This is a genomic window from Ignavibacteriales bacterium (assembly GCA_026390775.1).
Lineage (GTDB): Bacteria > Bacteroidota > Ignavibacteria > Ignavibacteriales > Melioribacteraceae > Fen-1258.
This window is the reverse complement of record JAPLFF010000006.1, coordinates 38591-64137: the sequence shown is the minus strand read 5'-3', so window position 1 is coordinate 64137 and position 25547 is coordinate 38591. Positions and strand designations below refer to the sequence as shown.

General features: G+C 34.7%; 26 protein-coding genes. 5 read left to right on the top strand and 21 right to left on the bottom strand.

The window, feature by feature from the left end:
* Positions 1 to 68: 68 nt before the first annotated feature.
* On the top strand, positions 69 to 1661 hold the full coding sequence (locus NTZ27_05085; GenBank protein MCX6174110.1) for an acetaldehyde dehydrogenase (acetylating): 1593 nt from the start codon (positions 69 to 71) through the stop codon (positions 1659 to 1661).
* Positions 1662 to 1903: 242 nt separating this feature from the next.
* On the opposite strand, the gene lptB is transcribed toward NTZ27_05085, so the two are convergent.
* From lptB to NTZ27_04980, 21 genes are all read right to left on the bottom strand, one after another.
* Positions 1904 to 2647, bottom strand: a complete 744-nt coding sequence (lptB, locus tag NTZ27_05080) for an LPS export ABC transporter ATP-binding protein (protein MCX6174109.1) — start codon at positions 2645 to 2647, stop codon at positions 1904 to 1906.
* Complete coding sequence (locus NTZ27_05075) at positions 2619 to 4040, bottom strand: hypothetical protein (protein ID MCX6174108.1); 1422 nt, start codon at positions 4038 to 4040, stop codon at positions 2619 to 2621. Before NTZ27_05075 ends, lptB begins: the two co-directional genes overlap by 29 nt.
* The gene (lptC, locus tag NTZ27_05070; GenBank protein MCX6174107.1) at positions 4040 to 4582 is read right to left on the bottom strand and encodes an LPS export ABC transporter periplasmic protein LptC; all 543 of its coding nucleotides are present in this window, start codon (positions 4580 to 4582) and stop codon (positions 4040 to 4042) included. Before lptC ends, NTZ27_05075 begins: the two co-directional genes overlap by 1 nt.
* Positions 4579 to 5556, bottom strand: coding sequence for a KpsF/GutQ family sugar-phosphate isomerase (locus NTZ27_05065; protein ID MCX6174106.1), 978 nt, complete (start codon positions 5554 to 5556; stop codon positions 4579 to 4581). The genes lptC and NTZ27_05065 overlap by 4 nt, the downstream gene beginning before the upstream one ends.
* 81 nt (positions 5557 to 5637) lie before the next feature.
* A complete protein-coding gene (locus NTZ27_05060) occupies positions 5638 to 6123 on the bottom strand; it encodes an HAD hydrolase family protein (GenBank protein ID MCX6174105.1) in 486 nt (161 codons plus the stop codon).
* A complete protein-coding gene (gene kdsA, locus NTZ27_05055; protein ID MCX6174104.1) occupies positions 6113 to 6928 on the bottom strand; it encodes a 3-deoxy-8-phosphooctulonate synthase in 816 nt (271 codons plus the stop codon). Before kdsA ends, NTZ27_05060 begins: the two co-directional genes overlap by 11 nt.
* A 17-nt stretch (positions 6929 to 6945) precedes the next feature.
* Positions 6946 to 7977 carry a Holliday junction branch migration DNA helicase RuvB gene (gene ruvB, locus NTZ27_05050; protein MCX6174103.1) on the bottom strand — a complete coding sequence of 344 codons (1032 nt, stop codon included), beginning with the start codon at positions 7975 to 7977 and terminating at the stop codon, positions 6946 to 6948.
* 11 nt (positions 7978 to 7988) lie between these two features.
* Complete coding sequence (locus tag NTZ27_05045; protein ID MCX6174102.1) at positions 7989 to 9092, bottom strand: heparan-alpha-glucosaminide N-acetyltransferase domain-containing protein; 1104 nt, start codon at positions 9090 to 9092, stop codon at positions 7989 to 7991.
* Positions 9093 to 9109: 17 nt separating this feature from the next.
* Entirely contained in the window at positions 9110 to 9517 is a 408-nt protein-coding gene (locus tag NTZ27_05040; GenBank protein MCX6174101.1) for a cobalamin B12-binding domain-containing protein, read from the bottom strand.
* Between the two features lie 90 nt (positions 9518 to 9607).
* Positions 9608 to 10378, bottom strand: coding sequence for a 3-deoxy-manno-octulosonate cytidylyltransferase (gene kdsB, locus NTZ27_05035; GenBank protein ID MCX6174100.1), 771 nt, complete (start codon positions 10376 to 10378; stop codon positions 9608 to 9610).
* 11 nt (positions 10379 to 10389) lie between these two features.
* Positions 10390 to 10680 carry an Asp-tRNA(Asn)/Glu-tRNA(Gln) amidotransferase subunit GatC gene (gene gatC, locus NTZ27_05030; protein ID MCX6174099.1) on the bottom strand — a complete coding sequence of 97 codons (291 nt, stop codon included), beginning with the start codon at positions 10678 to 10680 and terminating at the stop codon, positions 10390 to 10392.
* Positions 10681 to 10715: 35 nt separating this feature from the next.
* Entirely contained in the window at positions 10716 to 11969 is a 1254-nt protein-coding gene (locus tag NTZ27_05025) for a VWA domain-containing protein (protein MCX6174098.1), read from the bottom strand.
* Positions 11970 to 12052: 83 nt separating this feature from the next.
* Positions 12053 to 13150 carry a M48 family metallopeptidase gene (locus NTZ27_05020; GenBank protein MCX6174097.1) on the bottom strand — a complete coding sequence of 366 codons (1098 nt, stop codon included), beginning with the start codon at positions 13148 to 13150 and terminating at the stop codon, positions 12053 to 12055.
* A gap of 3 nt (positions 13151 to 13153) precedes the next feature.
* Positions 13154 to 13903, bottom strand: coding sequence for a tetratricopeptide repeat protein (locus NTZ27_05015; protein ID MCX6174096.1), 750 nt, complete (start codon positions 13901 to 13903; stop codon positions 13154 to 13156).
* A complete protein-coding gene (locus NTZ27_05010; GenBank protein MCX6174095.1) occupies positions 13900 to 15735 on the bottom strand; it encodes a BatD family protein in 1836 nt (611 codons plus the stop codon). The genes NTZ27_05015 and NTZ27_05010 overlap by 4 nt, the downstream gene beginning before the upstream one ends.
* A gap of 57 nt (positions 15736 to 15792) precedes the next feature.
* Positions 15793 to 16482: a tetratricopeptide repeat protein gene (locus NTZ27_05005; GenBank protein ID MCX6174094.1), complete on the bottom strand. Its 690-nt coding sequence runs from the start codon at positions 16480 to 16482 to the stop codon at positions 15793 to 15795.
* The gene (locus NTZ27_05000; protein ID MCX6174093.1) at positions 16479 to 17522 is read right to left on the bottom strand and encodes a VWA domain-containing protein; all 1044 of its coding nucleotides are present in this window, start codon (positions 17520 to 17522) and stop codon (positions 16479 to 16481) included. The genes NTZ27_05005 and NTZ27_05000 overlap by 4 nt, the downstream gene beginning before the upstream one ends.
* Entirely contained in the window at positions 17519 to 18514 is a 996-nt protein-coding gene (locus NTZ27_04995) for a VWA domain-containing protein (protein MCX6174092.1), read from the bottom strand. Before NTZ27_04995 ends, NTZ27_05000 begins: the two co-directional genes overlap by 4 nt.
* The gene (locus NTZ27_04990) at positions 18504 to 19454 is read right to left on the bottom strand and encodes a hypothetical protein (protein MCX6174091.1); all 951 of its coding nucleotides are present in this window, start codon (positions 19452 to 19454) and stop codon (positions 18504 to 18506) included. Before NTZ27_04990 ends, NTZ27_04995 begins: the two co-directional genes overlap by 11 nt.
* The gene (locus NTZ27_04985) at positions 19448 to 20323 is read right to left on the bottom strand and encodes a DUF58 domain-containing protein (GenBank protein MCX6174090.1); all 876 of its coding nucleotides are present in this window, start codon (positions 20321 to 20323) and stop codon (positions 19448 to 19450) included. Before NTZ27_04985 ends, NTZ27_04990 begins: the two co-directional genes overlap by 7 nt.
* A 79-nt stretch (positions 20324 to 20402) precedes the next feature.
* The gene (locus NTZ27_04980; GenBank protein ID MCX6174089.1) at positions 20403 to 21386 is read right to left on the bottom strand and encodes a MoxR family ATPase; all 984 of its coding nucleotides are present in this window, start codon (positions 21384 to 21386) and stop codon (positions 20403 to 20405) included.
* A gap of 396 nt (positions 21387 to 21782) precedes the next feature.
* On the opposite strand from NTZ27_04980, the gene NTZ27_04975 reads away from it, so the two are divergent.
* Genes NTZ27_04975 through NTZ27_04960 form a run of 4 tightly spaced genes read left to right on the top strand, consistent with a single transcriptional unit; the run spans position 21783 to position 25506 of the window.
* Complete coding sequence (locus NTZ27_04975; GenBank protein MCX6174088.1) at positions 21783 to 22142, top strand: hypothetical protein; 360 nt, start codon at positions 21783 to 21785, stop codon at positions 22140 to 22142.
* Between the two features lie 37 nt (positions 22143 to 22179).
* Positions 22180 to 23505 carry an efflux RND transporter periplasmic adaptor subunit gene (locus tag NTZ27_04970; GenBank protein ID MCX6174087.1) on the top strand — a complete coding sequence of 442 codons (1326 nt, stop codon included), beginning with the start codon at positions 22180 to 22182 and terminating at the stop codon, positions 23503 to 23505.
* Positions 23506 to 23519: 14 nt separating this feature from the next.
* Positions 23520 to 24272: an ABC transporter ATP-binding protein gene (locus tag NTZ27_04965; protein ID MCX6174086.1), complete on the top strand. Its 753-nt coding sequence runs from the start codon at positions 23520 to 23522 to the stop codon at positions 24270 to 24272.
* Between the two features lie 13 nt (positions 24273 to 24285).
* Entirely contained in the window at positions 24286 to 25506 is a 1221-nt protein-coding gene (locus NTZ27_04960; GenBank protein MCX6174085.1) for an ABC transporter permease, read from the top strand.
* The last annotated feature ends 41 nt before the right edge of the window (positions 25507 to 25547 follow it).

Here is a 25547-nt window from a genome sequence, read left to right as displayed (position 1 = left end):
CAAAAATGTATAATTGAAGTTTGTCCCCTCTCTCTTTATATTTAGTTAGTAAAAAGAACGGACGTAAAATGAACTTCGATAAAGATCTTCAATCCATCCAAGAAGCGCGTACATTAGCAGCTAAAGCAAAAGAAGCACAACTCGAATTCAAACATTATAATCAAGAACAAGTAGATAAAATTGTTAAAGCAATGGCTGATGCCGGATACAAAGAAGCAGAACATCTTGCTCAATTAGCTCACGAAGAAACGGGATTTGGTAAAGTAGCAGACAAAACAATAAAAAATCAATTCGGCACAAAAGATGTTTGGGAATCCATAAAAGATTTGAAAACTGTTGGAGTTATAGATATACAAAAGAATGGAAAAATTTTAAAGATAGCTGAACCGATGGGAGTTGTTGCAGCATTAGTTCCTTCAACTAATCCGACTTCAACAGCAATGTTCAAAGCAATAATATCTCTAAAGTGCAGAAACGGAATTGTTGTCTCTCCTCACCCCAAAGCATTAAAATGTACAACTGAAGCTTTGCGTGTTGTTTCAGAAGCCGCAGAAAAAGCCGGGGCGCCAAAAGGATTAATTCAGTGTTTAAGCATTCCAACTCTTGAAGGTACCGATGCATTAATGAAGGATAAAAACGTTGCAGTAATTCTTGCAACCGGAGGAATGCCAATGGTTCACGCCGCTTATAGTTCTGGCACACCCGCTTATGGCGTGGGCAGCGGAAATGTTCCTGCTTTCATAGAACGAACTGCAAATTATCAAAAGGCTGTTGCAGATATTGTCTATGGAACTACATTCGATAATGGAACACTCTGTTCATCCGAACAAGCGATGATTGTTGACAGATCTTTAAGAGAAAAAGTAATTGATGAAGCAAAAAGAATCGGTTGTTATTTTGTAAACGCCGAAGAAAAGAAAAAATTAGAAAATAAAGTTGCACGAGGCGCAAAACTAAATGCAGAGATTGTCGGCAAACCTGCGTCATGGATAGCAAACTATGCCGGATTCAGTGTTCCGGATAATACAACTGTTCTTATTGCTGAATGTGAACATGTAGGAAAAGATGAACCGTTATCAATAGAAAAACTTTCTCCTATGCTGGCTTTCTATACCGTAGACGGTTGGTTAGAAGGTTGTCATCGTTCAATAGAATTATTAGAGTTCGGAGGAATCGGTCACACAATGGCGATTCATTCCAATGATAAAGAAATAATTATGAAATTTGCTCTTGAAAAACCGGCATTTAGAATTGTAGTTAATACACCTGCATCAGTTGGGGCTGTAGGATATACAACCGGATTAATGCCTTCAATGACACTTGGTCCTGGAACATGGGGCGGTTCTATTATATCTGAGAACGTAACAGCTAAGCATTTAATGAATGTGAAAACTCTTGCTTTTGAAATTCGGCCGGTTAATCCAGGCAATTGTGTAACTTCCTTTGATCTTCCTTCCGAGATAAATACAAAAAGTTCTTATCGAGAAGGAAATTTTACTAAGCAGATTGAAGAACGATTACGCGCTCGAGCAGGAAATCCTTCAACTAATCCTTTAGGAAATGTAAGCAGAAAATCTGTTAGCGAGAAGAATAGCGCTCTTTTGGGAAGCGGGATTAGCGAAGATGAAATTCAAAAAATTATTAGAGAGTTTAATAAATAATATATAAATCAGTATTTATTGAACTACTGATAGGTTATTTGTTGTTGTGTGTCTATGAGCATTATTAAAAAAATTATTGTTCAGTAAATATAGAGTGGAGAAAGGCGATTACGAACGGGATGATGAAGCGACAAAACTTATCAAAGAAAAAAAAATACCATTAAAAAAACGAAGGTGCTTGTAAAGATCCTTATCAACTTGATCATTATTTCTATAGTATCATACTTTCTATTTGCATTTATTTAAGAATAACGATCGAGCTTAAACTTCTCACCCAAATACAATTTTCTTACATCTGTATCTTCAGCAAGATCAGTTGCGGTTCCTTCCTTAAATATTTCTCCGTTAATTAAAATATATGCGCGATCAACAATGCTCAAAGTCTCGTGAACATTGTGATCAGTAATTAAAATTCCAATTCCTTTATGCTTTAGATTGGCAACTATATTCATAATATCTTCAACAGCAATCGGATCAACACCGGCAAACGGTTCATCAAGAAGAATGAATTTTGGATTTGTTGCAAGAGCACGTGCAATTTCGCATCTTCTTCTCTCACCGCCGCTTAACTGAAATCCTAAATTTTTCCGGACATTATTAATTCCTAATTCCTCTAAAAGTTTTTCCTGTCTTTCTTTTCTTTCCTCTTGAGTAAGTTGCATCATTTGAAGGACTGCCATTAAATTATCTTCAACACTTAGTCTTCTAAAAATGGAAGCTTCTTGCGGTAGATAACCAATTCCCATTTTTGCACGTTTGTACATCGGCTCATTTGTTATTTCTTTGTTATCTAAAAACACTTTTCCTTCATTAGGTTTTATCATTCCAACAATCATGTAGAAGGTTGTTGTTTTTCCTGCACCATTCGGTCCAAGCAATCCAACTACTTCTCCTTGCTCAACTCCAACAGATACGTGATTTACAACCGCTCTTTTTTTGTAAACTTTTTTAAGATTTTCACTTCTTAGTACTAAGTTTTCCTGCATAATATTGTACGTCCTTCATTAAGTATGAAAGAATATCTTTTCTCTTAAAGAGAAGATTTTCTTTTGTAGGTTTATTCGAATATATTTTAAAAGTTGGAATTGTGAAATCTTTTTCTTTACCAATAATTAAATTTTCGGGATGATACTCACTTACCGGTTTTCCGTATAATCTAACATCCGCAACGGTTTTATCTTTAAAATATATTTTAGCTTGTTCGGAACTTGACTTCAGCAATCCGTTTGGTTCTTTGTCTTCATACATATAATAAATGCTTAGAACATTTCCATAAACTTCTGTTCTGCTTAATCCTTTATCGTCAAAAAACATTTTTATTTTTTTTCCTGAGAGCTGATCGAAACGGTAAACGGAATCTTTATTTGAAGTAATAATTGATGCATTGGAATTTATATCCATACGGTCTAAACGATTATCCTTTAGAAAAATATTTATAGAGTCGCCTACAAGTTGAGCTTCTTCGTTCCAGAATACCGGCGGAGTGATATCAAATTCTCGTTTGAAAGTTTGTATCTGATCATTTTTCTGATAAAATATTGTCTGCCCGTTAACTGAAGCAAAATTTTTACGTACGATTTTTACTGAGTCAGTTGCAATCAGTTTTTTCAAACTGTCGTCAAAAGATTCTAACATCTTAGCGGAAATAATCAAGGTATCAAGAGCGCCGTTTGAAAGAGTATCTATACGGACTAAGAACGGTTTATCTGTTATCTTCGAATAATTTTTCTTTCCATAATCTTCAAGTTTGTTTCCAAAAATTGCTAACCGGTTTGATGGATTATAAATTCTAATATTATTAAATGCGAATGTGATCTTCGTGTTTCGATAATGAATCAGACTATCGGCAAAAATTGTAGACGAAGTATCGTTAACTTGCACATTCCCTGCTGCAACTGCTTTATCTTCATCATCAAAGTAAGTGAGCCGGTTAGTTGAAATGTTGGAAAGTGAATCTTGTAATTTTACATCTTCATAAAAATAAGACCGCTTCTCATCGAAATAATAATAACCATTTTTAGAATTCAAATTAATATGGCCGTCAGTTAAAAATATTCCAACTTTAGAAAATGCAATTTTAGTATCACCATAATAATAACCGCGTGAGGTTTTTATTATTATGCTGTCTTGAACAACAACTACTCTTCCAATTAATTCTACTTCATTACGAGCAAGATATTGAATTGCTTTATCGCAAGTGATCCTAACAGCGCCTTGAGTCATTACAACATTGCCGTGTACCTCGCGAATACTTTCGCCGTTAACAGTTCTTCCCAAGAGACTATCTCCAACAACCAGAATACTATTATTCTCTGTTTGTGCGGGTAGGTTAGCTTCAATGCAAATTAGCGATATGAGAATTAGTAAAAATCGTTTCATTACTTTTTCTTTTTTGAAAGCGAGCTGGAATAAGTTACATTATAAATTACATAGTTGTTTAGATGCTGGTCGGATTCAAACCCATAACCTTGTATTATTTCTTTTGGTGATGATATTGTAACAAACTTATCAGTAAGAATTCTCTGATCTTTTTGCCGCCACATTAGTTCGTTTGTTTTGAGAACTGTACCGCTGTCATTCTTAGCAACAACACTATCAAAAGCAAACATATTTTTTGTAACATCATCAACTTTACCTCGAAGTGAGGTAAGCCATGAAGTATTTTTTTGATCTTTATTGTAAAAATTAATTTTAACTCCGTCTAGTAAAGTTATTTTCTGCATCTCAAACATCTTTAAGTGGTCGGTAAATAAAACAGCTTTTAATTTCCCTTCATCGGTAAATATTATTTTAGAATTCCAACTTTCGTTTGAAGGGATTTCTCCCTGAACTTTTGTTTTATCAATACTCGGTTGAATCTTGTCTTCAGAACAAGAGATTACTAAAATGAAAAAAAATATTGTTGCAAAGATTTTTTTCATCTTGATTGTAAACCTAACTTTACCAGATCGTGAAGATGAACAATCCCTTCAGGTTTATTTAATTTATCTACAACAATTATTAAAGTAATATTAAAATTTTCCATTTGTTGAAGAGCAAATGATGCAAGATAATCCTTATTGATCGTTTTGGGTTTCTTCGTCATAATATCTTTGGCAGTCAAATTTTTTATGTCCAAAGTCTTTTCGAGCAGACGCCTTAAATCACCGTCGGTAATTATTCCTGATAAAATACCTTCACTGTTAACAACACATGTAGCGCCAAGTCGTTTGGAAGTTATCATCAAGATTGCATCTTTTAAGGATTCTTTCTCATCTACAACTGGAATATCTTTTCCTGTTATCATAATTTCTTCGATCTTAAGGGAGAGACGTTTTCCTAAGCTTCCGCCTGGATGAAGCATAGCAAAATCTTCAACAGTAAATCCCCGCTTTTCTAATAGAGCAATAGCAAGAGCATCACCCAAAACCAGAGCCACTGTTGTAGATGTTGTCGGTGCAAGATCATAAGGACATGCTTCTTCTTTAACGCTAACATTTAATACGATATCACATTCTTTAGCAAGTTTTGAATCAATTTCACCAAGCATGCCGATTATTGTAACATTAATGCGTTTAAACATTGGAATAAGTTGAAGTAATTCTTCCGTATGCCCGCTTTTTGAAATTAAAATTACAATATCATTCTTGCGAACCATTCCAAGATCGCCATGAAGAGCATCCGTTGGATGCATAAAAATTGCAGCTGTGCCCGTTGAGTTTAATGTCGCTACAATTTTGCGTGCAATTATTCCGGACTTCCCCATTCCGGTGAAAACAACTCTTCCGTGAGAGTTAAAAATCAGTTCTACAGCATGTGCAAAATTTTTGTCGATGGTATCGATCAAGTTGAGAATTGCTTCCCCTTCTATACGAATTACTTCTTTCCCTTTTGCAATTATTTGTTCGCTTGTCACAACTTCCTCTATTATTTAAATAATTCTAAAAATGATTTTTCCTTTTGCTCACTTTTTAATCATGTAAAATGGCGACCTAATTCAACACGCTACTATTTCCATTGACTTCTTTATTAAACTAAGAATTTCATTTAATATATTTTCCGGATCTTTTGATTTTGAAACGAAGTCAACTATTCGTTTCACTTCTCTCCTTCCGTTAATAGGAGTAGAAGTTAATCTGCATTTTTTTATTAACGGAATATCTAAAAGATCATCGCCCATATAAAAAACATTTTTGTAATCAACCGAACTTGTAGTTAAAAAATTATCAGCAGATGAAACTTTATCGAGCGAAGAAGAAATAACGTTACAATTTTCAATTGACTTTAGCTTATTAATCAGATCATCTTCTTCTCTGGCGGTTATAATCCCAAATTTCAATCCGTACCGATTAAACTCTTTAATTTTTGCCGAGAGTAAATCAAATAATTTATCCGGAATTGTATTGTCATTTAGAAGAACGCCTTCGAGATCAAAAAGGAAAATCTTGATCTCCTTCATCTTAGTTAATATTTCACTTTTCATTCTTAACTAATTCATCAATCTTTTTAATCAGTATTAATAATTTTCGTAACCGTTCAATCGGGAATTGACTTGCGGCATCGCTAAGCGCTTTGGAAGGATCGAGGTGAACTTCAAGGAACAATCCATCAATTCCAACAGCGACGGCAGCTTTTGCTAACGAAGGAATAAATTTTGATTCACCTCCTGAAACATTTGAATTACTTGGAAGTTGAACTGCGTGCGTTGCATCCATTATTACCGGGTAACCAAGATCTTTCATAATTACCAATGAGCGCATATCAACTACAAGGTTATGATAACCAAAAGTTGAGCCGCGTTCCGTAAGAAGAATTTTTTTATTCTTAGCTGATTCAATCTTTTCGATAACGTACTTCATATCTTGCGGTGCAAGGAATTGACCTTTCTTCACATTAATAACTTTTCCGGTTCTTGCTGCAGCAATCAATAAATCTGTCTGTCTGCAAAGGAATGCAGGGATTTGCAATACATCTGCTACATTAGCCACAGATTCAATTTCTTGTTCGGAGTGAACATCGGTAAGGATCGGAACGGAAAATTCTTTTTTAACTTTTTCAAGAATTTTTAATGCTATATCAAAATGAATTCCGGAAAATGATTTGATACTTGTTCGATTTGCTTTCTTATAACTCGATTTGAAAATAAACGGAATATTCAAATCACTTGTGATCTTCTTTATTTCTTCTGCTGTTTTCAAAGTAATTTTTTCGTTCTCAATTACGCACGGTCCGGCAATTAAAACCAGCGGAGAATTATCACCAATTTTTATTTTGTTAACTTTTACCATGATTAAACCGATTTAATTTATTCAAAAAGATTTTCTTGCTCTTTTTGTATTCCGCGTTTTTTATTGAACCTTATATATGCGAGATCTGTCGCTTCTCTTCCGCGAGGTGTACGTTTAATAAATCCTTGCTGAATTAAAAACGGTTCATAAACTTCTTCGATTGTTCCGGGATCTTCATTTACGGCAACCGAAACAGTATTCAAACCAACGGGACCGCCGCTAAATTTTTCAATAATTGTTAGAATTATTTCCTTATCCATTTCATCCAAACCGTACTCATCAACTTCTAACGCATTCAATGCTTTCTTGGTTAAAGAAAGATCAATTACCTTTTTGTTATCAACATCCGCAAAGTCGCGTGTGCGGCGTAAAAGACGATTTGCAATTCTAGGTGTTCCCCGAGATCGTTTTGCTAATTCGTCTGCAGCATCACTATCAATTTTAATTTTAAGAATTTCTGCAGAACGGTGAATTATTTTGCTGATCAAATCTCCTTCATAATAATCGAGACGGGATTTAATTCCAAAACGGTCTCTTAACGGAGCTGTCAATAATCCGGCACGAGTTGTTGCACCAATTAAAGTGTAATGTGGAAGTTTAATCTGAACTGTCCTGGCGTTGGGACCGCTGTCAATCATTATATCAAGTTTATAATCTTCCATTGCTGAGTAAAGATATTCTTCAACAACAGGACTAAGTCTGTGGATTTCATCAATAAACAAAACAGACTTTTCTTCAAGATTTGTTAGAATGCCGGCAAGATCGCCCGGCTTTTCAAGAACGGGTCCGGATGAAACTTTTATTTTAACACCAAGTTCATTTGCAATAATATGAGCAAGTGTAGTTTTGCCTAATCCGGGTGGACCGGTAAGAAGAACATGATCAAGTGCCTCACCACGTATTCTTGCAGCGCCAATAAAAACTTTTAAATTATCTGTAATTTTAGATTGGCCGGTAAATTCATTGAAGGATTTTGGACGAAGTGTTAGCTCTATCTTTTTCTCTTCTTCATTAATAACTGGATTTAAGTTCTCCGATTTTCGCTTCACTCAATTCTCCCTTAAATCTCAACCGCAACAATTTTCCTTCTGCGATAATTCTTCATTCGTTCAAACAAAGATACAAACCAAAACATAAAAACAATTAACAATATTGCAGCAAGAATTGAAAGTGGAATGTTCAAAGTTTTAGAATAAAACATTCCAAAACCTGGAATCCATGCGCTACCGTAAAGAACAACAACATGTATAACGTAAAGCAACAATGTGTTCTTTCCAATTTTTGTTATTATACCTGGAATTTGTTTTAACCGTAATGAAATAAATGACATTAAACTATTCAGCATTAAAATAAATCCCAAACGATAAAAGATGAGTGCAGTGTTATCTGTCCAAAAAGTTTTTTCACCGTAAAGAAAATCTTCAAGCGAATGAATTGAATAACATACAGCAAAAGAAACAACACCGAAGAAAAATAATTTATAACTAAATTTTTTTGAAGAAAATGAAAGTGGATTTTTTGCGAGATAACTTCCAAGTAAAGCGCCGCTAATTACATAACCTGCCCAGGGAAATAAAGGGAAGTAAGAGCCGGTTCCTTGATATAAATATGCTGCAAACGGAATCGGTAAAAAATTTGCCCAATTAATTTTTTCTGTTAACGGAAACATGAAGAAAAAGAAAACAGCGCCAAGCGAAAATATTAAATAGTCGCTACGTTTATATTTTTCAGCGATATAACTCAAGAAGAGTATAATTAAAATTCCAAATGCGATCAGATGTAAAGCATCAACTGTAAAAAATGTAAGCCATTGACCATGATTTACTTCGCTAAAATCAAACATACGGGGAGTTGGAAAACGCAGAAGATAACCGATTACGAGTAAGATAATAAAACGGTGAACGCCCTTGTTTACGCGTGGGTTTTCAAAAAAAGGTAGAGACTGAGAGCGCAATAAATACGTAAATGTAACACCCGAAACAAACATGAATATCGGAGCTGTAAAACCACGGAGAGTAAACCAAATATCATAAATATTGGAATCGAATGTTCTGTATTGATCGCCAAGAAAAGTATCAATCGTATGTCCTTGTATCATCATAAGAACGGCAAGCGCACGCATTAGATCCAAAAAAATTATTCGTTGTTTAGAACCTGAAGACATTAATATTTCCTAATAAATTAATTCCGCGGGTGTTTTTCTGCCCACACTTTTAAATATTTAATTATTTCTTGAGTTGAAGTTCCGGGTGTGAATAATTCTCCAACACCCAATTCTTTTAATTTCTTCAAATCTTCTGCGGGAATTATTCCACCGCCGAAAAGAAGAATATCATTTACTTCTTTCTCTTTCATCAAATTCAAAATTTTGGGAAAGAGAGTCATATGAGCGCCGGAAAGAATACTTATTCCAATAGCATCTACATCTTCTTGAATAGCGGCTTCAACAATCATTTCCGGAGTTTGGCGCAGTCCTGTATAGATCACTTCCATTCCGGCATCGCGTAATGCCGCTGCAACAACTTTGGCTCCTCTATCATGTCCGTCTAATCCGGCTTTTGCAACTAAAACTCTGATTTTACTATCCATCAAGATTCTCCTGCCTAAATTCCAATTGTAAATGATTCACATCTCAAAATAACATTGATCTCTCGAAAAGACAATCAATCAATTCTTCTCTTATTTGGTTTTTCCGGATGTTTTCGAATGCTTATCATAAAATCGTCTTGCTAATTCAAGATCTTTTTGTGTATCTACAGATAAACTGTCATAATCGGTAACAACAATTTTCATTTTGAATCCATGTTCCAGAAATCTTAATTGCTCTAATTTTTCTATCTGTTCCAGATCAGTCGGTTTAAGTTGAGTAAATTTTAATAAAGCATCACGTCGGTAAACATACAAACCAATATGTTTATAAATTTCTGCTGTTTGTATTCTTGCAAGATTTGTTTTTGCTTCTCTCACAAAAGGAATTGGAGACCGCGAAAAATATAATGCCATGTTATTATAATCGAAAACAACTTTAACGACCGAGGGTGATTTCATATCTTCAACATTAGAAATCCTTCGTGCAAGCGTTGCAACATTTACTTTCCTATCAAACAAGAGAGGTTCAATTGCCTCATCAATCATTTTACCTTTTATGAATGGTTCATCACCTTGAATGTTTACAATTATAGAAGCCTCCGGAATTTTTTCTGTTACAATTGCAATGCGGTCTGATCCGCTGGTGCAATTTTTAGGAGTCATGTAAACTTCCGCACCAAATTCTGTTACAACTTGAAATACTTTTTCATCATCAACTGCAATAACAACTTTATCTAGTAACTTAGATTTTCTGGCGTTGTTATAAGTGTGCTGGATCATCGGTTTGCCGCCGATATCGGCAAGCGGTTTTCCCATTAGTCGTGATGATGCAAATCGGGCTGGTATAATTCCTATAATCATTAAGTATGCTATTATTGATTGATAACTTTTGGCACTTTGAAAAATTCGTCGGTTTTATCCGGCGCATTCTTTAATGCATCTTCAGTAGAAATAGATTTTTTCAGTTCATCATTACGGAATACATTTATATTTTCTATAGAATGTGAAAGCGGTTCAACATTTTCAGTATTCAGCTCGTTCAATTTATCTACATAACTTAAGATCTCATTAAGTTGATGTGTAAAACTTTCCAACTCTTCTTCCTTAAATTTGAGCCGTGCTAATTCTGCGATGTGTTCAACTTCTTTTTTTGTAACAGACATAAAAAATGTTTCCCTAAAAAATATTCTACATAAAATTAATAAAAATTTGAACTGCTGAATGTTGTTAAGATACTAGACCGGTCGCCGGTAAATTGATTATCAATAATTCTAATTTGTAAAGTATGATTGTCACTTCCCCGCTTTGGGCTTTTGTATGATAAATCATAAAAACTATTTGCCGATTTAATTAATAATTGTTCCATGCTGGCAAACTGTTTTGTTATTTCATTTTCTTGGCCGATTCTAAAACTTCCGGCTGTTCCTATAGCATTTAGAATTTCCGGTTGAATTTCACTTCCTAATCCGATTGTAAAAACAAGTTTGTTATTAACAGCATGCATCGCATTTGCCAAAGACGATGATCCTTGAGTATCGTTTCCATCTGTTATTATTACCATACAACCCTGAAGTATCTTGGTAATTGATAATTCATCTTTCCAAAGTGAGGTGCCGTATTCAACCGCTCCATAGAAATCCGTACTCTTAACTCCCAGAGTAAAGTTATTATCAATAGCATTAAGAAGAGAAGCAACATTGTTTGTAAAATCCTGTAAGAGATAAACTCTGTCAGAAAATTCAAAAACTGCAATCTCTTGATTTGGTCTTATACCGTTAACAATTGTTTTAGCTGATGTTCTGATCTTATCAATATCGCTCTGAATACTTGTGCTGTTATCAAGCATTAATACGGTGCGTATCTGATTTGTTATAGTTGGATGATTAACAATGCTTAGTTCGGTTTCAGTTTTTGATAAAGGCAAAAAATCTTCAAAGATTTCAAAGTTGGAAAGATTTAATGTGTCTACTCCTGTTCCAGCAAGATCAACAACTTGAAATATTGTTTTAACATTATGAGGAACGCTCGTTTCAATTTTATTCAGCAATAATGCATAGCCGTTTCCGGAAGTCGGCGAAGGTGATGTTGTAAAGTTCCAGACCGGTCCGGCACTGCTTGATCCGTCATTTAATTTTGCAATTACTCTCCAATAATATTGTACGTTGTATTTTAGAAGAGGGGTATCATAAAATTTGTTTGTAGTAGTTGTATATTTTATCAACGGTGGATTTGTTTCTCCTATGTAAACATCATACTCAACAGCATTATCACATTGCCATTTTAATGTAACAAATAAAAATTGATTCAAAGAACCATTACCGGGTGCTGGAGTATTTGGGACAGTATTTAAAACAATATTAGGAGTTGTTGGCGGATTTTTATCAAAAGAACAACTTGTAATAGTTATGATAAATAAAAAGACAATAAATAACTTTGCGGGGTTAATCCTCATCAGTACTGCTTAGTTTATTAATATTCTAATGTAATTATAAAAATTATTTCACTGATGTGGAAGTGAAGAATGTTCCGTTACGATTAATTTAATGCGCCTAAATTGTTCGTTCGATTCTTAATTGAAGGATGACTGTAGAAAAACCACTCAACAAAAGGATGCGGTTCGCGGTCGCCAAGATTTTGTTCTGTAAGTTTTTCAAGCGTTTGTATAAATGCTTCTTTCTTATTCGTTGAAATTACAGCATAGTTATCAGCTTCATATTCAAATTTTCGTGATATATAATTTGAAATAGGTGTTTGAACTAAACCAATAATTGCACCCCACAAAAACAAAAGCGGGAGTGAAGCTATCTGTGTAATTTCTGAAAATCCAAACCAGTCTAATGATAATCGGTGAAGTTGAGCAATCAGAAAAAAAGTTAGAAAGCTGAATACCGTTCCAATAAAAATATTTTTTATGATATGCTTTCTTTTGTAGTGTCCAAGTTCGTGTGCAATTACAGTTTCAATTTCATCTTCAGTGTAATTATCTAAAAGTGTGTCTCCAAGAAGAATTCGTTTTGTCTTACCCAATCCAGTAAAAGCTGCGTTTGCCTTTTTAGTATTTTTACTCATGTTGAACTTGTAAACATTTTGAACATTCAATCCCGCATCTTTACTGAGATTTACAATTCTTTCTCTCAATGATTCATTCTCTATCGGTGTGATTTTATAAAAAATCGGGAGAATTATAATCGGGACAATTTGAGCGAGCAGAACCGAAACTATGAACATCAATGCACCAAAAGGAAGCCACCAGTTAATTCCAAAACTTTTCAAGGTAAAGTAGAAAAGAAATAGGAGAGGAATTCCAATTACAGCACCTACAAGACTCCCTTTCAATCCTTCAATAATCCATTTCCAAAAAGTTTGATTCGAGAGATTGTATTTGTGTTCAAGATAATAACCGGTATAAAAATTAAACGGTGCGAAAAGAATCAGAGAAATTAGACTTAGGGCTAAAACAAAAATTAGGAGTGTTAAATAATCACTTGAAATAAAATTTCTGATATAAATTTCCAACTGCAAACTGAAATTAAGGATAACAAAGAGAAGAAGAAGCACAAATGAAAGAACTGCTTCTGTTATTCCAAAAATAAGTTTTGTGTTGGAGTATTTTTTTGCCTGAGTATTATTCAAAATTTATATTTGTCCCATAACACTTTTTGGGATCCAGCCGATCTTTCCGTCAACCAAGCGGATTTTCACCCAATCATTAACATGATCTTCAATGCTAAACTTTATTCCTTCGTGAATCACAAATGCATCGCTTCCCTTTACATCGGGAGATACTTTTACAGAATAAGTTTGCTGTAATAATATTCCGTAATTGGTTGCTGCTTCTCTATTCACTCGCGCAAACAAAAGAACAACAATGACAATTAATACAGCAAGCGAAATTGAACTGCTGAGAAAAGAAATCCTCTGAAAATTTGAATTACGTGAAAAGTAATAAACTGCTATGCTGATTAATAATAACCAAAAAAATAATATCACAATAAATGACAATGCCGATAAACTTAGAGAAGTAACTAATCCTTCCCACCACGCTATGATAAATAACTTCGGCAGTTCCGTAATTTTATCAAACGTGCGTGCTCGTGCAATTCTTAAATTGTAAGAAAGGTCTTCATCATTCGGTTCAAGCTTCAAACCTTTTTCATAACTGTAAATTGCGTAACCTAATTTTCCGCTTTTGAAATATGCATTACCAAGATTATAATAGACGGCATCGCTTTCAAAACCCTGACTTAGAATTTTTTGGTAAATTAGAACTGCCTGTTCAAATTGTCCCTCTTGATAAAATTTATTTGCATTCTTCATTAATTCATCGGGAGACTGCGCGAGCAGATTTACAGAAATAAAAAGCAGTATCAATAATTTTCTAATCATCTCTTTCTCTCCAACCGTGAATCAACTTCAACAATTACTTTTACAGCTTCATTGTATAGACTGATCGCTTCGGCAGATATTTCTCCTTGTGGTGCAAAGCGTGCGTATTCACATTTTCCGGCAATGCGTTTTAATTCTGTGATCAAATCTTCCGGAACATTTTTCTGAATAAGTTTTTCAACCGCACCTTCAAGAGTAAATTCTGCTTTTTGAATTCCTAGTTTATCTTCAAGATATCCGAACAACGCCAAAGATAATTCTGCATAAAAATTAGTTATGTTGTTTTTATCCAGCGCTTCTTTTGATTGCTTTAATCTTTTCCGTGCAGCTTTTTCCGCTTTTTGATAACGCATTAACTGAACATTACCCAAAAGTTTATCTTGTCTCTTCTTAAATACTACAGCGCCGATTAAACTAAAGAACGGAACGATCAAAGAGATCCAGAACCAAGGTTTGATTAGAGAAATCTCTTGTTTAGGTTCAAGCTTAAAATTTGATGTTTTGATGAAACGAATATCTTCACTAAGTAATTTTACATCGCTCTGAGAAAATCCTTGTGATGCTGTTTCACTGCCGGCAACTCCCTGCCTTACATTTATTTTGAACGGTTGAGATTTAAGAGTAACATATTTCCTTGAAGAAGGATTGAAATAAGTAAATTCCATTGGAGGAATTTCTTTTTCACCTGCGGTTCGCGCTACGATCAAATAGTCAATAATTTTTTGTCCAGAAATAACTGAACCACGGTTAATGTTCTCAACATTCTTAGGTTCATATTTTTCAAATCCGGACGGCAATTGCGGATCCGGCACTTTGATCAGCTTGATATTACCATTTCCGTTTACAGTTAATCTTAGTGTAATGCTTTCATTTGTAACAACATCTTTTTTATCTACTTCCGCTTTAAAATTTAGATCGCCAACTGAACCGGTAAAAGAAGCCGGTGCATTCTGGGGCAACGGATCAACTTCAACTTTGATCGTGTTGGAACGTGTTTTTGCTTCTACAGTTTCAGACCTGCCGAAAAAGGAATCATTAAAAAATTCATCAAAGACATCGTTTCCCGTTTTTTTCTTTTTAACAATAACGGGAACATTCAATTCAAATGGAGTAACAGAAAGTGTTCCAGTCTTTGAAGGAAAAAGTGCAACTTGTTTTATTTTAGCAACACGGTAACGTTCACCTTTGTACATTCCGATTTCAAAATTAATGTTTTGTAACGGACCAACTTCTTCTGCCCAAAATCCTTCGTAGGAAGGAAGTTTTGTTACTTGCGGTGACGAGATATTTAGTTTTGTATAAAGTTTATAAGTCACTGTAATCTGCTCGCCAAGAAGTGCTCTTGTTTTATTTGCTTCGGCTACAATAAAAACATTTTTCGCAAGTTCTTCCTGCGTGTACCCGCCCGTGCTTTCTTTTTGCTGCTGTGGTGTTCCCTTTTCAACTTTTAATTTTAACGGTTGAGTATGATATGTTTTTCCGCTATAATCTATTGATGCAGATTGAATTGTAAACTCCCCGATTCCGTTTGGTTGTACTATGTAAGAAAAAGTAATTGAGCCGGAAACTTTACCATTGATGATCTGCATACTGCTTGATTGGTTCGGTCCACTTAGAATTTTCAATCCTGTTAGAGCTGGCGGACGAAAATTACTAATTCCATTTACGTCACCGCCTTCAAATGTAAAGTAGATTTGAAAACGATCGTATTGACCTACCGTTGTTTTATCTACAGTTGCATTAAATTGCTGAGCGCTTGCCGACTGGATAAAAATCGCCAATAGAAAAACAATAACTGTAAATAAAATATTTTTCGGTCTGCGTTTTAACATCATATTTCTCAATACTAAATTCTAATTACTAAAAACAAAATACTGTTTACTTTTCAATTACCAATCTTTTTCTGTAACGACAGGTTTTCCTTTTACCTTGCGAAGTTTTTTCTGCAGATCAGATTCGTTATTCTTCAAGGCTTCTAAAATTCTTTGTGCATCTTCTTTAGAAATTTGATTCTTCGGTTGCTGTTGTTGTTGTTTTTGCTGCTTATCCTTGTTCTGATCTTTTTTATCTTGATTGTTCTTCTGATCCTGTTTTTGCTGCTGATCTTTATTCTTGTCCTTATCTTTATCGTTTTTATTTTTCTGCTGCTGTTGATTTTGCTTCAGCATATTCAACGCATAAGAGAGATTATATTTTGTGTCAAGATCATCCGGATTTTTTTTGAGTGAGTTTGCATAAGCTCCTACACTCTCCTGATACTTCTGCTGTTTCATTAATGCATTACCGATGTTATGATAAACTTTTGCCTGGTTTGTTTTATCATCAGTGAACTGTAAAGAATTCTTGTATGATTGCAAAGCTTCATCATAACGTCCTTGTTTGTAATAAGCATCGCCAAGATTAAAATGCCCTTGAAACAATTCGGGGTCTTTTTCCAAACCTTTTTTGAATTTAACTTCTGCATCAGTAAATTTTTTATTTGAATAAAAATCAACGCCATCGTTATTCAAACTTCTTTTGCTCTGGGCAAAAGTTATGGTAGAAAAAATAAAAATTATATATATGGTTTTTTTGATCATTGTTTAACCTCAACAATCTTTTCAAACTTTGCAAGCCATTTTGATTTATTAGATGAAATAAAAAACTCACCGAGCAAAATCATTATTGCCGGAATTAAGAAATAATAAAATCTGTCTTCGTATTCTGTAATTCTTTTTGTGCCGTACTCCGATTGCTGAATTTTTGCCAGGTCATTATAAATAGCATCTAACTCATCTTCAGTGTTGGTGCCTCTATAATATTTTCCGTTTGTTTTTTCTGAGATCGTTTTCAAAATTGCTTCGTCAAGTTTCGTAAGAACAATATTTCCTTGATTATCTTTTTTATATCCGCGTTGAACACCTGAATCATCATAAATCGGAATAGGAACTCCGGCAGAGGAACCAAATCCTATAGTATAGATACTAACATCTTTGGATTTTGCTTCATCAAGAGCCGCATCAATATTTCCTTCATGATCTTCGCCGTCTGTAATTACAACAATTGTCTTTTTTGTATTGTCATCATAACGGAAAGATTTCAAAGCAAGGTCAAGTGCTGGACCAATTGCAGTGCCAGGTTGTGGAACAGAATTAAAATCTACTGCGTTCAAAAATAAATTCGCAGCAGCATAATCTGAGGTTAAAGGAAACTGGACGTATGCTTGCCCGGCAAAAATAATTAGTCCAATCTTATCGCCCTGAAGTTTTTGAATTAATTTTGCGATCTCAAACTTTGCTTTTTCCAATCTGCTTGGTTTTATATCTTCCGCGCCCATACTTCTTGAAACATCCAGTAAAATATAAACTTCAATGCCGATCTGTTTTACTTCTTCAATCTTAGTTCCTACTTGAGGATTTGCAAGTGCAACAATTATTAATAGAATTGCAAAAAGTGAAAGTCCAAATTTTAGCCATGATTTAAGTTTACTTCTTAATGGAAATAAAACTTCTTTCAGTTTCGTTCCGGCAAATTTTTCAAGAATATTATTTTGTTTTTTTAAAGTGAACCAGAATAATCCGGCAAGGATAGGAACCAGCCAGAGTAAATAAAGGTATTCGCTATTTGCAAAACGGATCACGGTAATCTTCTCAAATATGTTCTTGATAAACCAACATCAGCCAATAATAAAAATAGACCAACAAAAGCCCAACTGTAGAATAATTCTTTTGCATTCCTGTAAGATGTAACTTCAGCACGTGTTTTTTCTAAACGGTCTATCTCTTCATAGATCTGGACTAACTTTCTATTATCAGTTGCACGGAAATATTTTCCGCCGGTAATGCTTGCAATTTGATTCAAAACATTTTCATCTATTTCAACAGGAATTGTTTGATAACGAATTCCGAACGGAGTTTGAAACGGGTAAGGTGCATCAGTAGTTGAGCCGACACCAACAGCATAAATTCTTATACCAAACTTTTGAGCAATTTGCGCTGCGGTAAGCGGATCAATTTCTCCGCGGTTGTTAACTCCATCGGTTAATAGAATCATCACCTTGCTTTTCGATTTGCTGTCTTTCAACCTATTCACACCGTTTGCAATTGCATTCCCAATTGCTGTTCCGTCTTCAATCATCCCGGGGTGAATCTCTTTCAGCAAATTGCGAAGAACATTATAATCAACTGTGAGAGGGCATTGTGTAAAACTTTCTCCGGAGAAAATTACCAACCCGATTTTATCATTCGTTCTTCCGGCAATGAAATCATCAATAACTTTTTTTGCCGCTTCTACACGGTTCGGTTTGAAATCTTCTGCCAGCATACTGCCGGAAATATCAAGAAGCATTGCAATATCAATTCCTTCAGTATAAATATTTTCTCTGCTGGAAAAACTTTGAGGACGTGCCGCTGCAATAATGAAAAAAGCAATGGATAATATTCTTAACCATGCCGGAATGTTTGCTAATTTTTCTTTTAATGTTTTTGGTGCACGGCTGAATATTTGCAACGATGAAAAATTAAAACCGGGAGAAATTTTATTCTGTTTTTTCCAGTACCAGTAAACGATTGCCGGTATTAGAAGTAAAAACCATAGAACAATAGGATAAGCAAATGTTATATCACTGAACATTTTTATCCTCGCTTACATTTTTCGGCGGTGCCGGAATTGTTTGATTAACAACTTCGTATGCTTGATTCATCATTTCATCATTTACTTTTGGCATCGGTTCAAATTTTGCGAACTTAACTAGATCGGCATTACTGAAAAAATTATCCGATGTCCGTACAATTTTTTTCCCTTCTTCCATGAAACTTAATACAGCCAGAATTTCTGCCGATGTCATTTCTAGCGCACGAAAATTAAATCTCTCTTCAAAGTATTGACGGACAATTTCAGTTACTTCGCTGTGAAATTGTTTAACGAATCCATTCTGCCAAAGTTTTTTTTCTTCAAGTTCATGTAAATGCGTTAAAGCAATTTCATGTGGTGGAATTTTTATTTCCGGCAAAATATTTTCTTTTAATGCTTTCTTCTTTTTGTAACGCTGATATAGATAGTAGAGAAGAACAATTAGCAAAAGTATTAAAACAGCTATCGCTGAGATCAATAACCAATTCAACGGAAGTCTCAAAGGATCTTTTACATCGCGGAAATCTTCTTGTGCATTAACCGGCAATGTGCGGATAGTAATTGTAACAGGATCAGTTCTAATCAATTTTTTCGTAATGGTTCTACCCATTATATATTCTAAAGTAATAGCAGGAATAGTAACTTTGGCGGAATCATATTTCGAAAAAATGAAATTGTATCTTTCGATAACTTGATTACCAACTTCATTTTTTTCTGACGGAAGAGTTTGAATGTATTCGAGAACTTTTATGCTGTCTTTTACCGACGGCATATTAACCGAAATTACTTTGTCATGTTTAATTTCGATTTGATACTTAATGTAGTCACCGACTTTGTAGGTGGTTGTATCGGTATTTGCACTAACAGAAATATTTTGTGCTCTTAGAATTGTAAGAGAGAAAAAAAGTATTATAACTGCAGACCGTAATTTTCTTACCATCTTTTTTCCCTCAGCTTAAAAAAATCAACAAGAGGTTTTACATATGATCCGGATGTTTCAATATCAATCGAATCCAATCTGCTGGAAAGAAAAAGCTGTCTGCGGAATTCTGCCCAGTGCTTATTTTCATCAATGACTGATTGTCGAATAATCTTATCACCTGTATCAATAAAACGGATCTCTCCGGTTTCTGCATCGCGGAATTTTATCAATCCGGCATCCAATACAGATTTTTCTCTTTGATCACAAAGTACTATTCCAATCAAATCATGTTTTTTACCAACGATACGTAAAATCTTTTCATAACCGCCGTCTATGAAATCCGAGATCAAAAATACAATCGCTTTCTTTTTTATTGTATGATTAAAATACTCAAGTGCTTGGCGGAGATTTGTTTGATTTCCTTCCGGCTCGAACGAAAGAACTTCTCTAATTATTCTAAGTGAGTGACTCTTTCCTTTTCTAGGAGGAACAAATTTTTCAATTCGATCAGTAAATAATATTAATCCAACTTTATCATTATTCTTCAAAGCAGAAAAAGCAAGAACAGCACTTAGCTCAGCTGCAACTTGCTGTTTTGTTTTTTCAACAGAACCGAACATTAACGATCCACTCATATCAACAAGTAGCATAACTGTAAGTTCGCGTTCTTCTTCAAATATTTTTATGTACGGATGGCCGAACCGTGCAGTAACGTTCCAATCAATGCTTCGTATATCATCGCCGAAATTATATTCGCGTACTTCGGAAAATTCCATTCCTCTTCCCTTAAATACAGAATGGTATTCGCCGGAAAAAACTTCGTTCACAATTCCGCGGGTACGAATCTCAATTTGTTTTACTTGTTTTAGTAATTCTTTTGTTAACATAAGCTCTCAACTTTCAGCGGTCGGCTGTCAGCAAAGACTTTAAAAAAACTGAATGCTGATAGCTGACTGCTGAGTGCTATCACGGTACTTCTATTTTGTTTAATATTTTTGAAATAATTGTTTCGGAAGTAATATCCTCAGCTTCAGCTTCGTAAGTAACAGCAATTCGATGACGCAATACATCTGAACAGATCGAACGGACATCTTCCGGAATTACATATCCTCTTCTTTTTATAAACGCCATAGCGCGCGCGCCTAAAGCAAGATTAATAGATGCTCTTGGCGATCCGCCGTAACTTATAAGATCAGTCAATTCATCTAAACCAAAATCTTTTGGTGAGCGTGTTGCAAAAACAATATCTAAAATATATTTCTCGATTTTTTCATCTACATAAATTTCTTGAACGAGTTTACGTGCTTTAATAATATCTGCGGGATTAATTACAGCATTTATAGTTGGATTGTCAGAAGTAGTGTTTAATTTCATAATCTTCTGCTCTTCTTCACGGGAAGGATAAGTGATCTTAACTTTCAGCATAAAACGATCAACTTGAGCTTCCGGTAAAGGATAAGTTCCTTCTTGCTCGATCGGGTTCTGAGTTGCAAGAACTAAAAAAGGATCATCCAGTTTAAATGTTGATTCACCAATCGTTACTTGTCTTTCCTGCATAGCTTCAAGAAGTGCACTTTGAACTTTAGCAGGTGCGCGGTTGATTTCATCTGCAAGAATAAAGTTTGCAAAGATCGGTCCCTTCTTAATTGCAAAGTTTCCATCTTTCTGGTTATAGATCAATGTGCCGATTAAATCTGCGGGAAGAAGATCCGGTGTAAATTGTATCCTCTGGAATTTTGCTTTCATTGATGCGGCAAGCGACTTGATTGCAAGTGTTTTAGCTAAACCGGGTACACCTTCAAGTAAAACGTGCCCGTTGGAAAGAAGCCCAACTACAAGGCGTTCAAGCATTGATTTTTGTCCAACGATAGTTTTACTCATCTCGTTGAATAGTACATCAATAAACTCGCTTTCCTTTCTTATTTTTTCATTTAGTGCTGTAATATCCAATTTTAATCCTCACTGTTTTTATATTTCTAATGATTTTCTACAAAACTGAAGAAGCTTAAGTTTCTATTTTCTCGTTAATTTTTATTAGTCCGGAAAGTTTTTTTTGCGGAAACAAATATATGAAAATATGAACTCGAATAATTATTCAAATTTTATAAGTAAAATCAAATGTTAAAAAATCTTAAAAATGAATTCCTAACCTTAAAAAATTTTATATCAAGATGAATAATGCCGATATTATCGTCCAAAATTAAACATTCGTTGGATTTTCATACAAAAATTGCGTGGTGTTGAAAACCTTGATTTTATTAAACCGTAGTAAAGATCACTAAGTCTAACTGATGACAATGATTTCAAAAAATGTTTTCATATCTAAATAAAATAAACGGAGTTAAAATGTCAAAATTAATGCTAACCATCATCTTGTTTGTGTTTGTTGGTACAATGGCAAGTGCACAAATGCGAATGAGTCCGGCCGAAAGAGCAAAACAATTAGGTGAATCATTAAAATTAAACAGCGATCAATTAAAAAAAGTTGAAACTGTACTAACCAAACAACAAGATCAATTTTCAAAACTGATGAGCGGCGGAGATTTCCGTAATGAAGAAACCAGAAACAAAATGAGCAAGCTTCGTGAAGAATCAAATAGTGAGATCATGAAGATTTTAAATACAAAACAAAAAGCTGAATACAAAAAGATTTTAGATGAACAAAAAAAGAAAATGGAAGAAAGAAGACAAAACAGAGATAACTAAGTAAAACAATTTCATACATTATTATTAGAGAACAATCATGAAAAAAAAGGCAATCATAATTTCCACAGTTATAATTGGTTTGTTAATAGTTGCTTACTTTTTATTTTTTCGAGGAGATTCAACGGGAACAAAATTTTCTTATGTCCAAATTACAAGAGGTGATCTACCCCTTATTATCAGTAGTTCGGGAACAATCCAGGCTATCAAAACTGTTGATGTAGGAACACAAGTCTCCGGAAAAATCGATAGACTATTAGTTGATTTTAACAGTCAGGTAAGAAAGGGACAACTATTAGCAGTTATTGATACAGTAGTTTTAGCGGCTTCGTTAAGGGATGCTCAGTCAAGTCTTGATAGAGCTAAAGCGCAATACGACCAGGCAGTTGCTGTTCATGAGAGAAATAAACAACTCTTCGAAAAGAAATTTATGAACGAAGTGGATTTTATTGCATCAAAGACAAACGTTCAAGTTTTACTTGCTTCTCAAAAATCTGCAGTTACTTCACTCGAAAGAGCAAAATTAAATTTGAACTACGCTTATATTTATTCTCCTATTTCTGGAACCATAATCAACCGAAGTGTTGAGCAAGGGCAGACTGTCGCAGCAAGTTTATCTGCACCCACAATATTTACAATAGCAGAAGATCTTTCCTCTATGCGTATTTTAACCAACGTAGATGAAAGCGATATTGGCCAAATAAAAGTTGGGCAAAAGGTTCAGTTCACAGTTCAAGCACAACAAAGCAAAAAATTTGACGGTGAAGTTACTCAGATCAGATTAAACCCAAATGTTGTATCCAACGTAGTTAATTATGTGGTGGTAGTTCAAGCTGATAATAAAGAAAGATTTTTGTTACCTGGAATGACTGCAACAGTAGATTTTTATGTTGACTTCAGAGAAAAGGTACTTCTAGTTCCTAATGTTGCTTTACGATTTCAACCTACCGACGAAATGACTGCAGAGTATACAAAGAATAGAGAAAAAGAATTGGCAAATCTGCCTGATAGTGTTAAGAAGAAAATGCAGGCATTTGGAGGAGGACAATTTAATCCCGGGGCGATAGGTGGAAATAGTAATGGACAAAGTGCAATGACTGGCAATAACAACGGTACAAGAAGACGTAATGCAAATAGAGTATGGTACTATGATGAAAATAATAAATTGCAAATGAGTATGATCTTTGCCGGATTAACGGATGGAAAAAATACTGAAATTATTAAAAGTAGAAACTTAAAAGAAGGAATGAAAGTTATTTCAGGTGTTATCGAAAACCAAACTTCGACTACAACAACTTCAACGAATCCTTTCAACCCAACTCAACAAGGCGGTAATCGTGGTGGTGGTATGGGAAGAGGATTTTAGCAGGAGATAAAATATTGGAAAATATATTAATTAAAACTGTAGACTTATCTAAGACATATAAAGTCGGCGATATAGAAGTCCATGCGTTGAAGTCTGTTAACATTACAATCAACAAGGGAGAATTTGTTGCCATTATGGGCGCATCTGGTTCAGGTAAATCTACTCTGATGAATTTATTGGGATGTCTGGATATGCCAACAGCAGGAGATTATTTCCTCGATGGAATCAATACAAGTAAACTTGCACAGAATGAATACGCCAACATAAGAAATCAAAAAATAGGTTTTGTATTTCAAGGATTTAATTTACTTCCGCGTACTACTGCCCTTGAAAATGTTGAACTGCCGTTAATGTATGATCGTTTGGAAAAAGTTAAAGATCATCAGAAACAAGCAACTGAAGCTCTCAAGAAAGTAGGACTTGCAGACAGAATGCATCATATACCAAGTCAGTTATCAGGTGGTCAACAGCAAAGAGTAGCACTTGCAAGAGCTTTAGTAAATGAACCATCATTGATTTTAGCAGATGAACCCACCGGTAACTTGGATAGCGTAACATCGGTTGAAGTATTTACTCTCTTTCAAAAATTAAATGATGAAGGAATAACTATTGTAATGGTTACACATGAAAGGGATTTTGCAGCATTTGCAAAAAGAATTATCGAAATGCGTGACGGAAGAGTGATAAAAGATACAAATATTAAAGACCGACTTAACGCTGAAGAAGAATTAAAAAAGGCAATTGCTGAAGCTGAAATAGCAGAATAGAAGGAATAATAAAATGAAAGCAAAAATCATATTAAAAGTCGCGACAAGAAGTATCATGAAATCGCGGATGAGAAGTTTATTAACAGCACTGGGAATTATCATAGGTGTTGCTGCTGTCGTAGTAATGGTTGCTATTGGAGATGGTGCACAGCAAAAAGTCGAAGAGCAAATCGCAATGCTTGGTTCTAACTTAATAATTATTACACCCGGTGCTTCAAACAGCGGTGGTGTTAATAGAGGCTCAGGAACTTTCAATAGATTTACTTGGGAAGACGTTGATAAAATAAAAAACGAAGCAACCTTAATTAAAGGTGTTACTCCAATAGTTTTTTCAGGTGGACAAGTAATTGGCGGAGTTGGAAATTGGTTTACAAGAATTCAAGGTGTCTCTCCTGATTATCTCGAAATTCGTTCATGGCCATTGGCTAGTGGTGAGTTCTTTACTGAAAGAGATGTAATGGCAAGATCAAAAGTTTGCATTCTTGGTTCAGATGTTGTAAAGAATTTATTCCCTAATGACGATCCGGTAGGACAACAAATAAGAATCCGGAGTGTTCCGTTTAGAGTTATCGGCGTTCTTAAATCAAAAGGACAAAGTTCAGTTGGAACAAGCAACGATGATATTATTTTAGCTCCTTCAAGGACTGTTGGAGACCGCCTTTCCGGTGATCATATGCGCATTGGTTCTATACAAGTCAGTGCAATTTCTAATGACAGGATACCGGCCGTTATGGCCGAATTAAAAAGTATCCTGAGAGAATCACATAAACTGACTCAGGGTGAAGATGATGATTTTACAATTCAGGATCAATCGGATCTATCTGAAACTGCAACTGCAACATCGCGTATCTTAACAATTCTTTTAGCATCGGTAGCAGGCGTCTCTCTTGTTGTTGGCGGAATTGGAATTATGAATATCATGCTTGTCTCCGTTACCGAAAGAACAAGAGAAATCGGTATCAGACTATCTGTAGGCGCTAGAGCTTCTGATATATTAGTTCAATTTTTAACTGAAGCAATAGTATTAAGTTTATCCGGAGGAGTAATTGGCGTCTTGCTCTCATTTTTAATTGCGTATATATTAAATAATTATACAAGTCAATCAGCATATATTAAACCGCAAATAATAATGATAGCATTCGGATTTGCAGGAGCAATAGGAATATTTTTCGGATTTTATCCTGCAAGAAAAGCATCGGCATTAAATCCTATTGATGCTTTAAGGTACGAATGATTTTTTTTAACAAAAATAAATTAGTGATCAGAAATTTGATC

Bases quoted from the DNA above. Each gene is read 5' to 3' on its own strand.
- NTZ27_05085 (MCX6174110.1), top strand. From the start codon at position 69: ATGAACTTCGATAAAGATCTTCAATCCATCCAAGAAGCGCGTACATTA.
- lptB (MCX6174109.1), bottom strand. From the start codon at position 2,647: ATGCAGGAAAACTTAGTACTAAGAAGTGAAAATCTTAAAAAAGTTTAC.
- NTZ27_05075 (MCX6174108.1), bottom strand. From the start codon at position 4,040: ATGAAACGATTTTTACTAATTCTCATATCGCTAATTTGCATTGAAGCT.
- lptC (MCX6174107.1), bottom strand. From the start codon at position 4,582: ATGAAAAAAATCTTTGCAACAATATTTTTTTTCATTTTAGTAATCTCT.
- NTZ27_05060 (MCX6174105.1), bottom strand. From the start codon at position 6,123: ATGAAAAGTGAAATATTAACTAAGATGAAGGAGATCAAGATTTTCCTT.
- kdsA (MCX6174104.1), bottom strand. From the start codon at position 6,928: ATGGTAAAAGTTAACAAAATAAAAATTGGTGATAATTCTCCGCTGGTT.
- NTZ27_05045 (MCX6174102.1), bottom strand. From the start codon at position 9,092: ATGTCTTCAGGTTCTAAACAACGAATAATTTTTTTGGATCTAATGCGT.
- NTZ27_05040 (MCX6174101.1), bottom strand. From the start codon at position 9,517: ATGGATAGTAAAATCAGAGTTTTAGTTGCAAAAGCCGGATTAGACGGA.
- kdsB (MCX6174100.1), bottom strand. From the start codon at position 10,378: ATGATTATAGGAATTATACCAGCCCGATTTGCATCATCACGACTAATG.
- gatC (MCX6174099.1), bottom strand. From the start codon at position 10,680: ATGTCTGTTACAAAAAAAGAAGTTGAACACATCGCAGAATTAGCACGG.
- NTZ27_05025 (MCX6174098.1), bottom strand. From the start codon at position 11,969: ATGAGGATTAACCCCGCAAAGTTATTTATTGTCTTTTTATTTATCATA.
- NTZ27_05015 (MCX6174096.1), bottom strand. From the start codon at position 13,903: ATGATTAGAAAATTATTGATACTGCTTTTTATTTCTGTAAATCTGCTC.
- NTZ27_05010 (MCX6174095.1), bottom strand. From the start codon at position 15,735: ATGTTAAAACGCAGACCGAAAAATATTTTATTTACAGTTATTGTTTTT.
- NTZ27_05005 (MCX6174094.1), bottom strand. From the start codon at position 16,482: ATGATCAAAAAAACCATATATATAATTTTTATTTTTTCTACCATAACT.
- NTZ27_04995 (MCX6174092.1), bottom strand. From the start codon at position 18,514: ATGTTCAGTGATATAACATTTGCTTATCCTATTGTTCTATGGTTTTTA.
- NTZ27_04990 (MCX6174091.1), bottom strand. From the start codon at position 19,454: ATGGTAAGAAAATTACGGTCTGCAGTTATAATACTTTTTTTCTCTCTT.
- NTZ27_04985 (MCX6174090.1), bottom strand. From the start codon at position 20,323: ATGTTAACAAAAGAATTACTAAAACAAGTAAAACAAATTGAGATTCGT.
- NTZ27_04975 (MCX6174088.1), top strand. From the start codon at position 21,783: ATGTCAAAATTAATGCTAACCATCATCTTGTTTGTGTTTGTTGGTACA.
- NTZ27_04970 (MCX6174087.1), top strand. From the start codon at position 22,180: ATGAAAAAAAAGGCAATCATAATTTCCACAGTTATAATTGGTTTGTTA.
- NTZ27_04960 (MCX6174085.1), top strand. From the start codon at position 24,286: ATGAAAGCAAAAATCATATTAAAAGTCGCGACAAGAAGTATCATGAAA.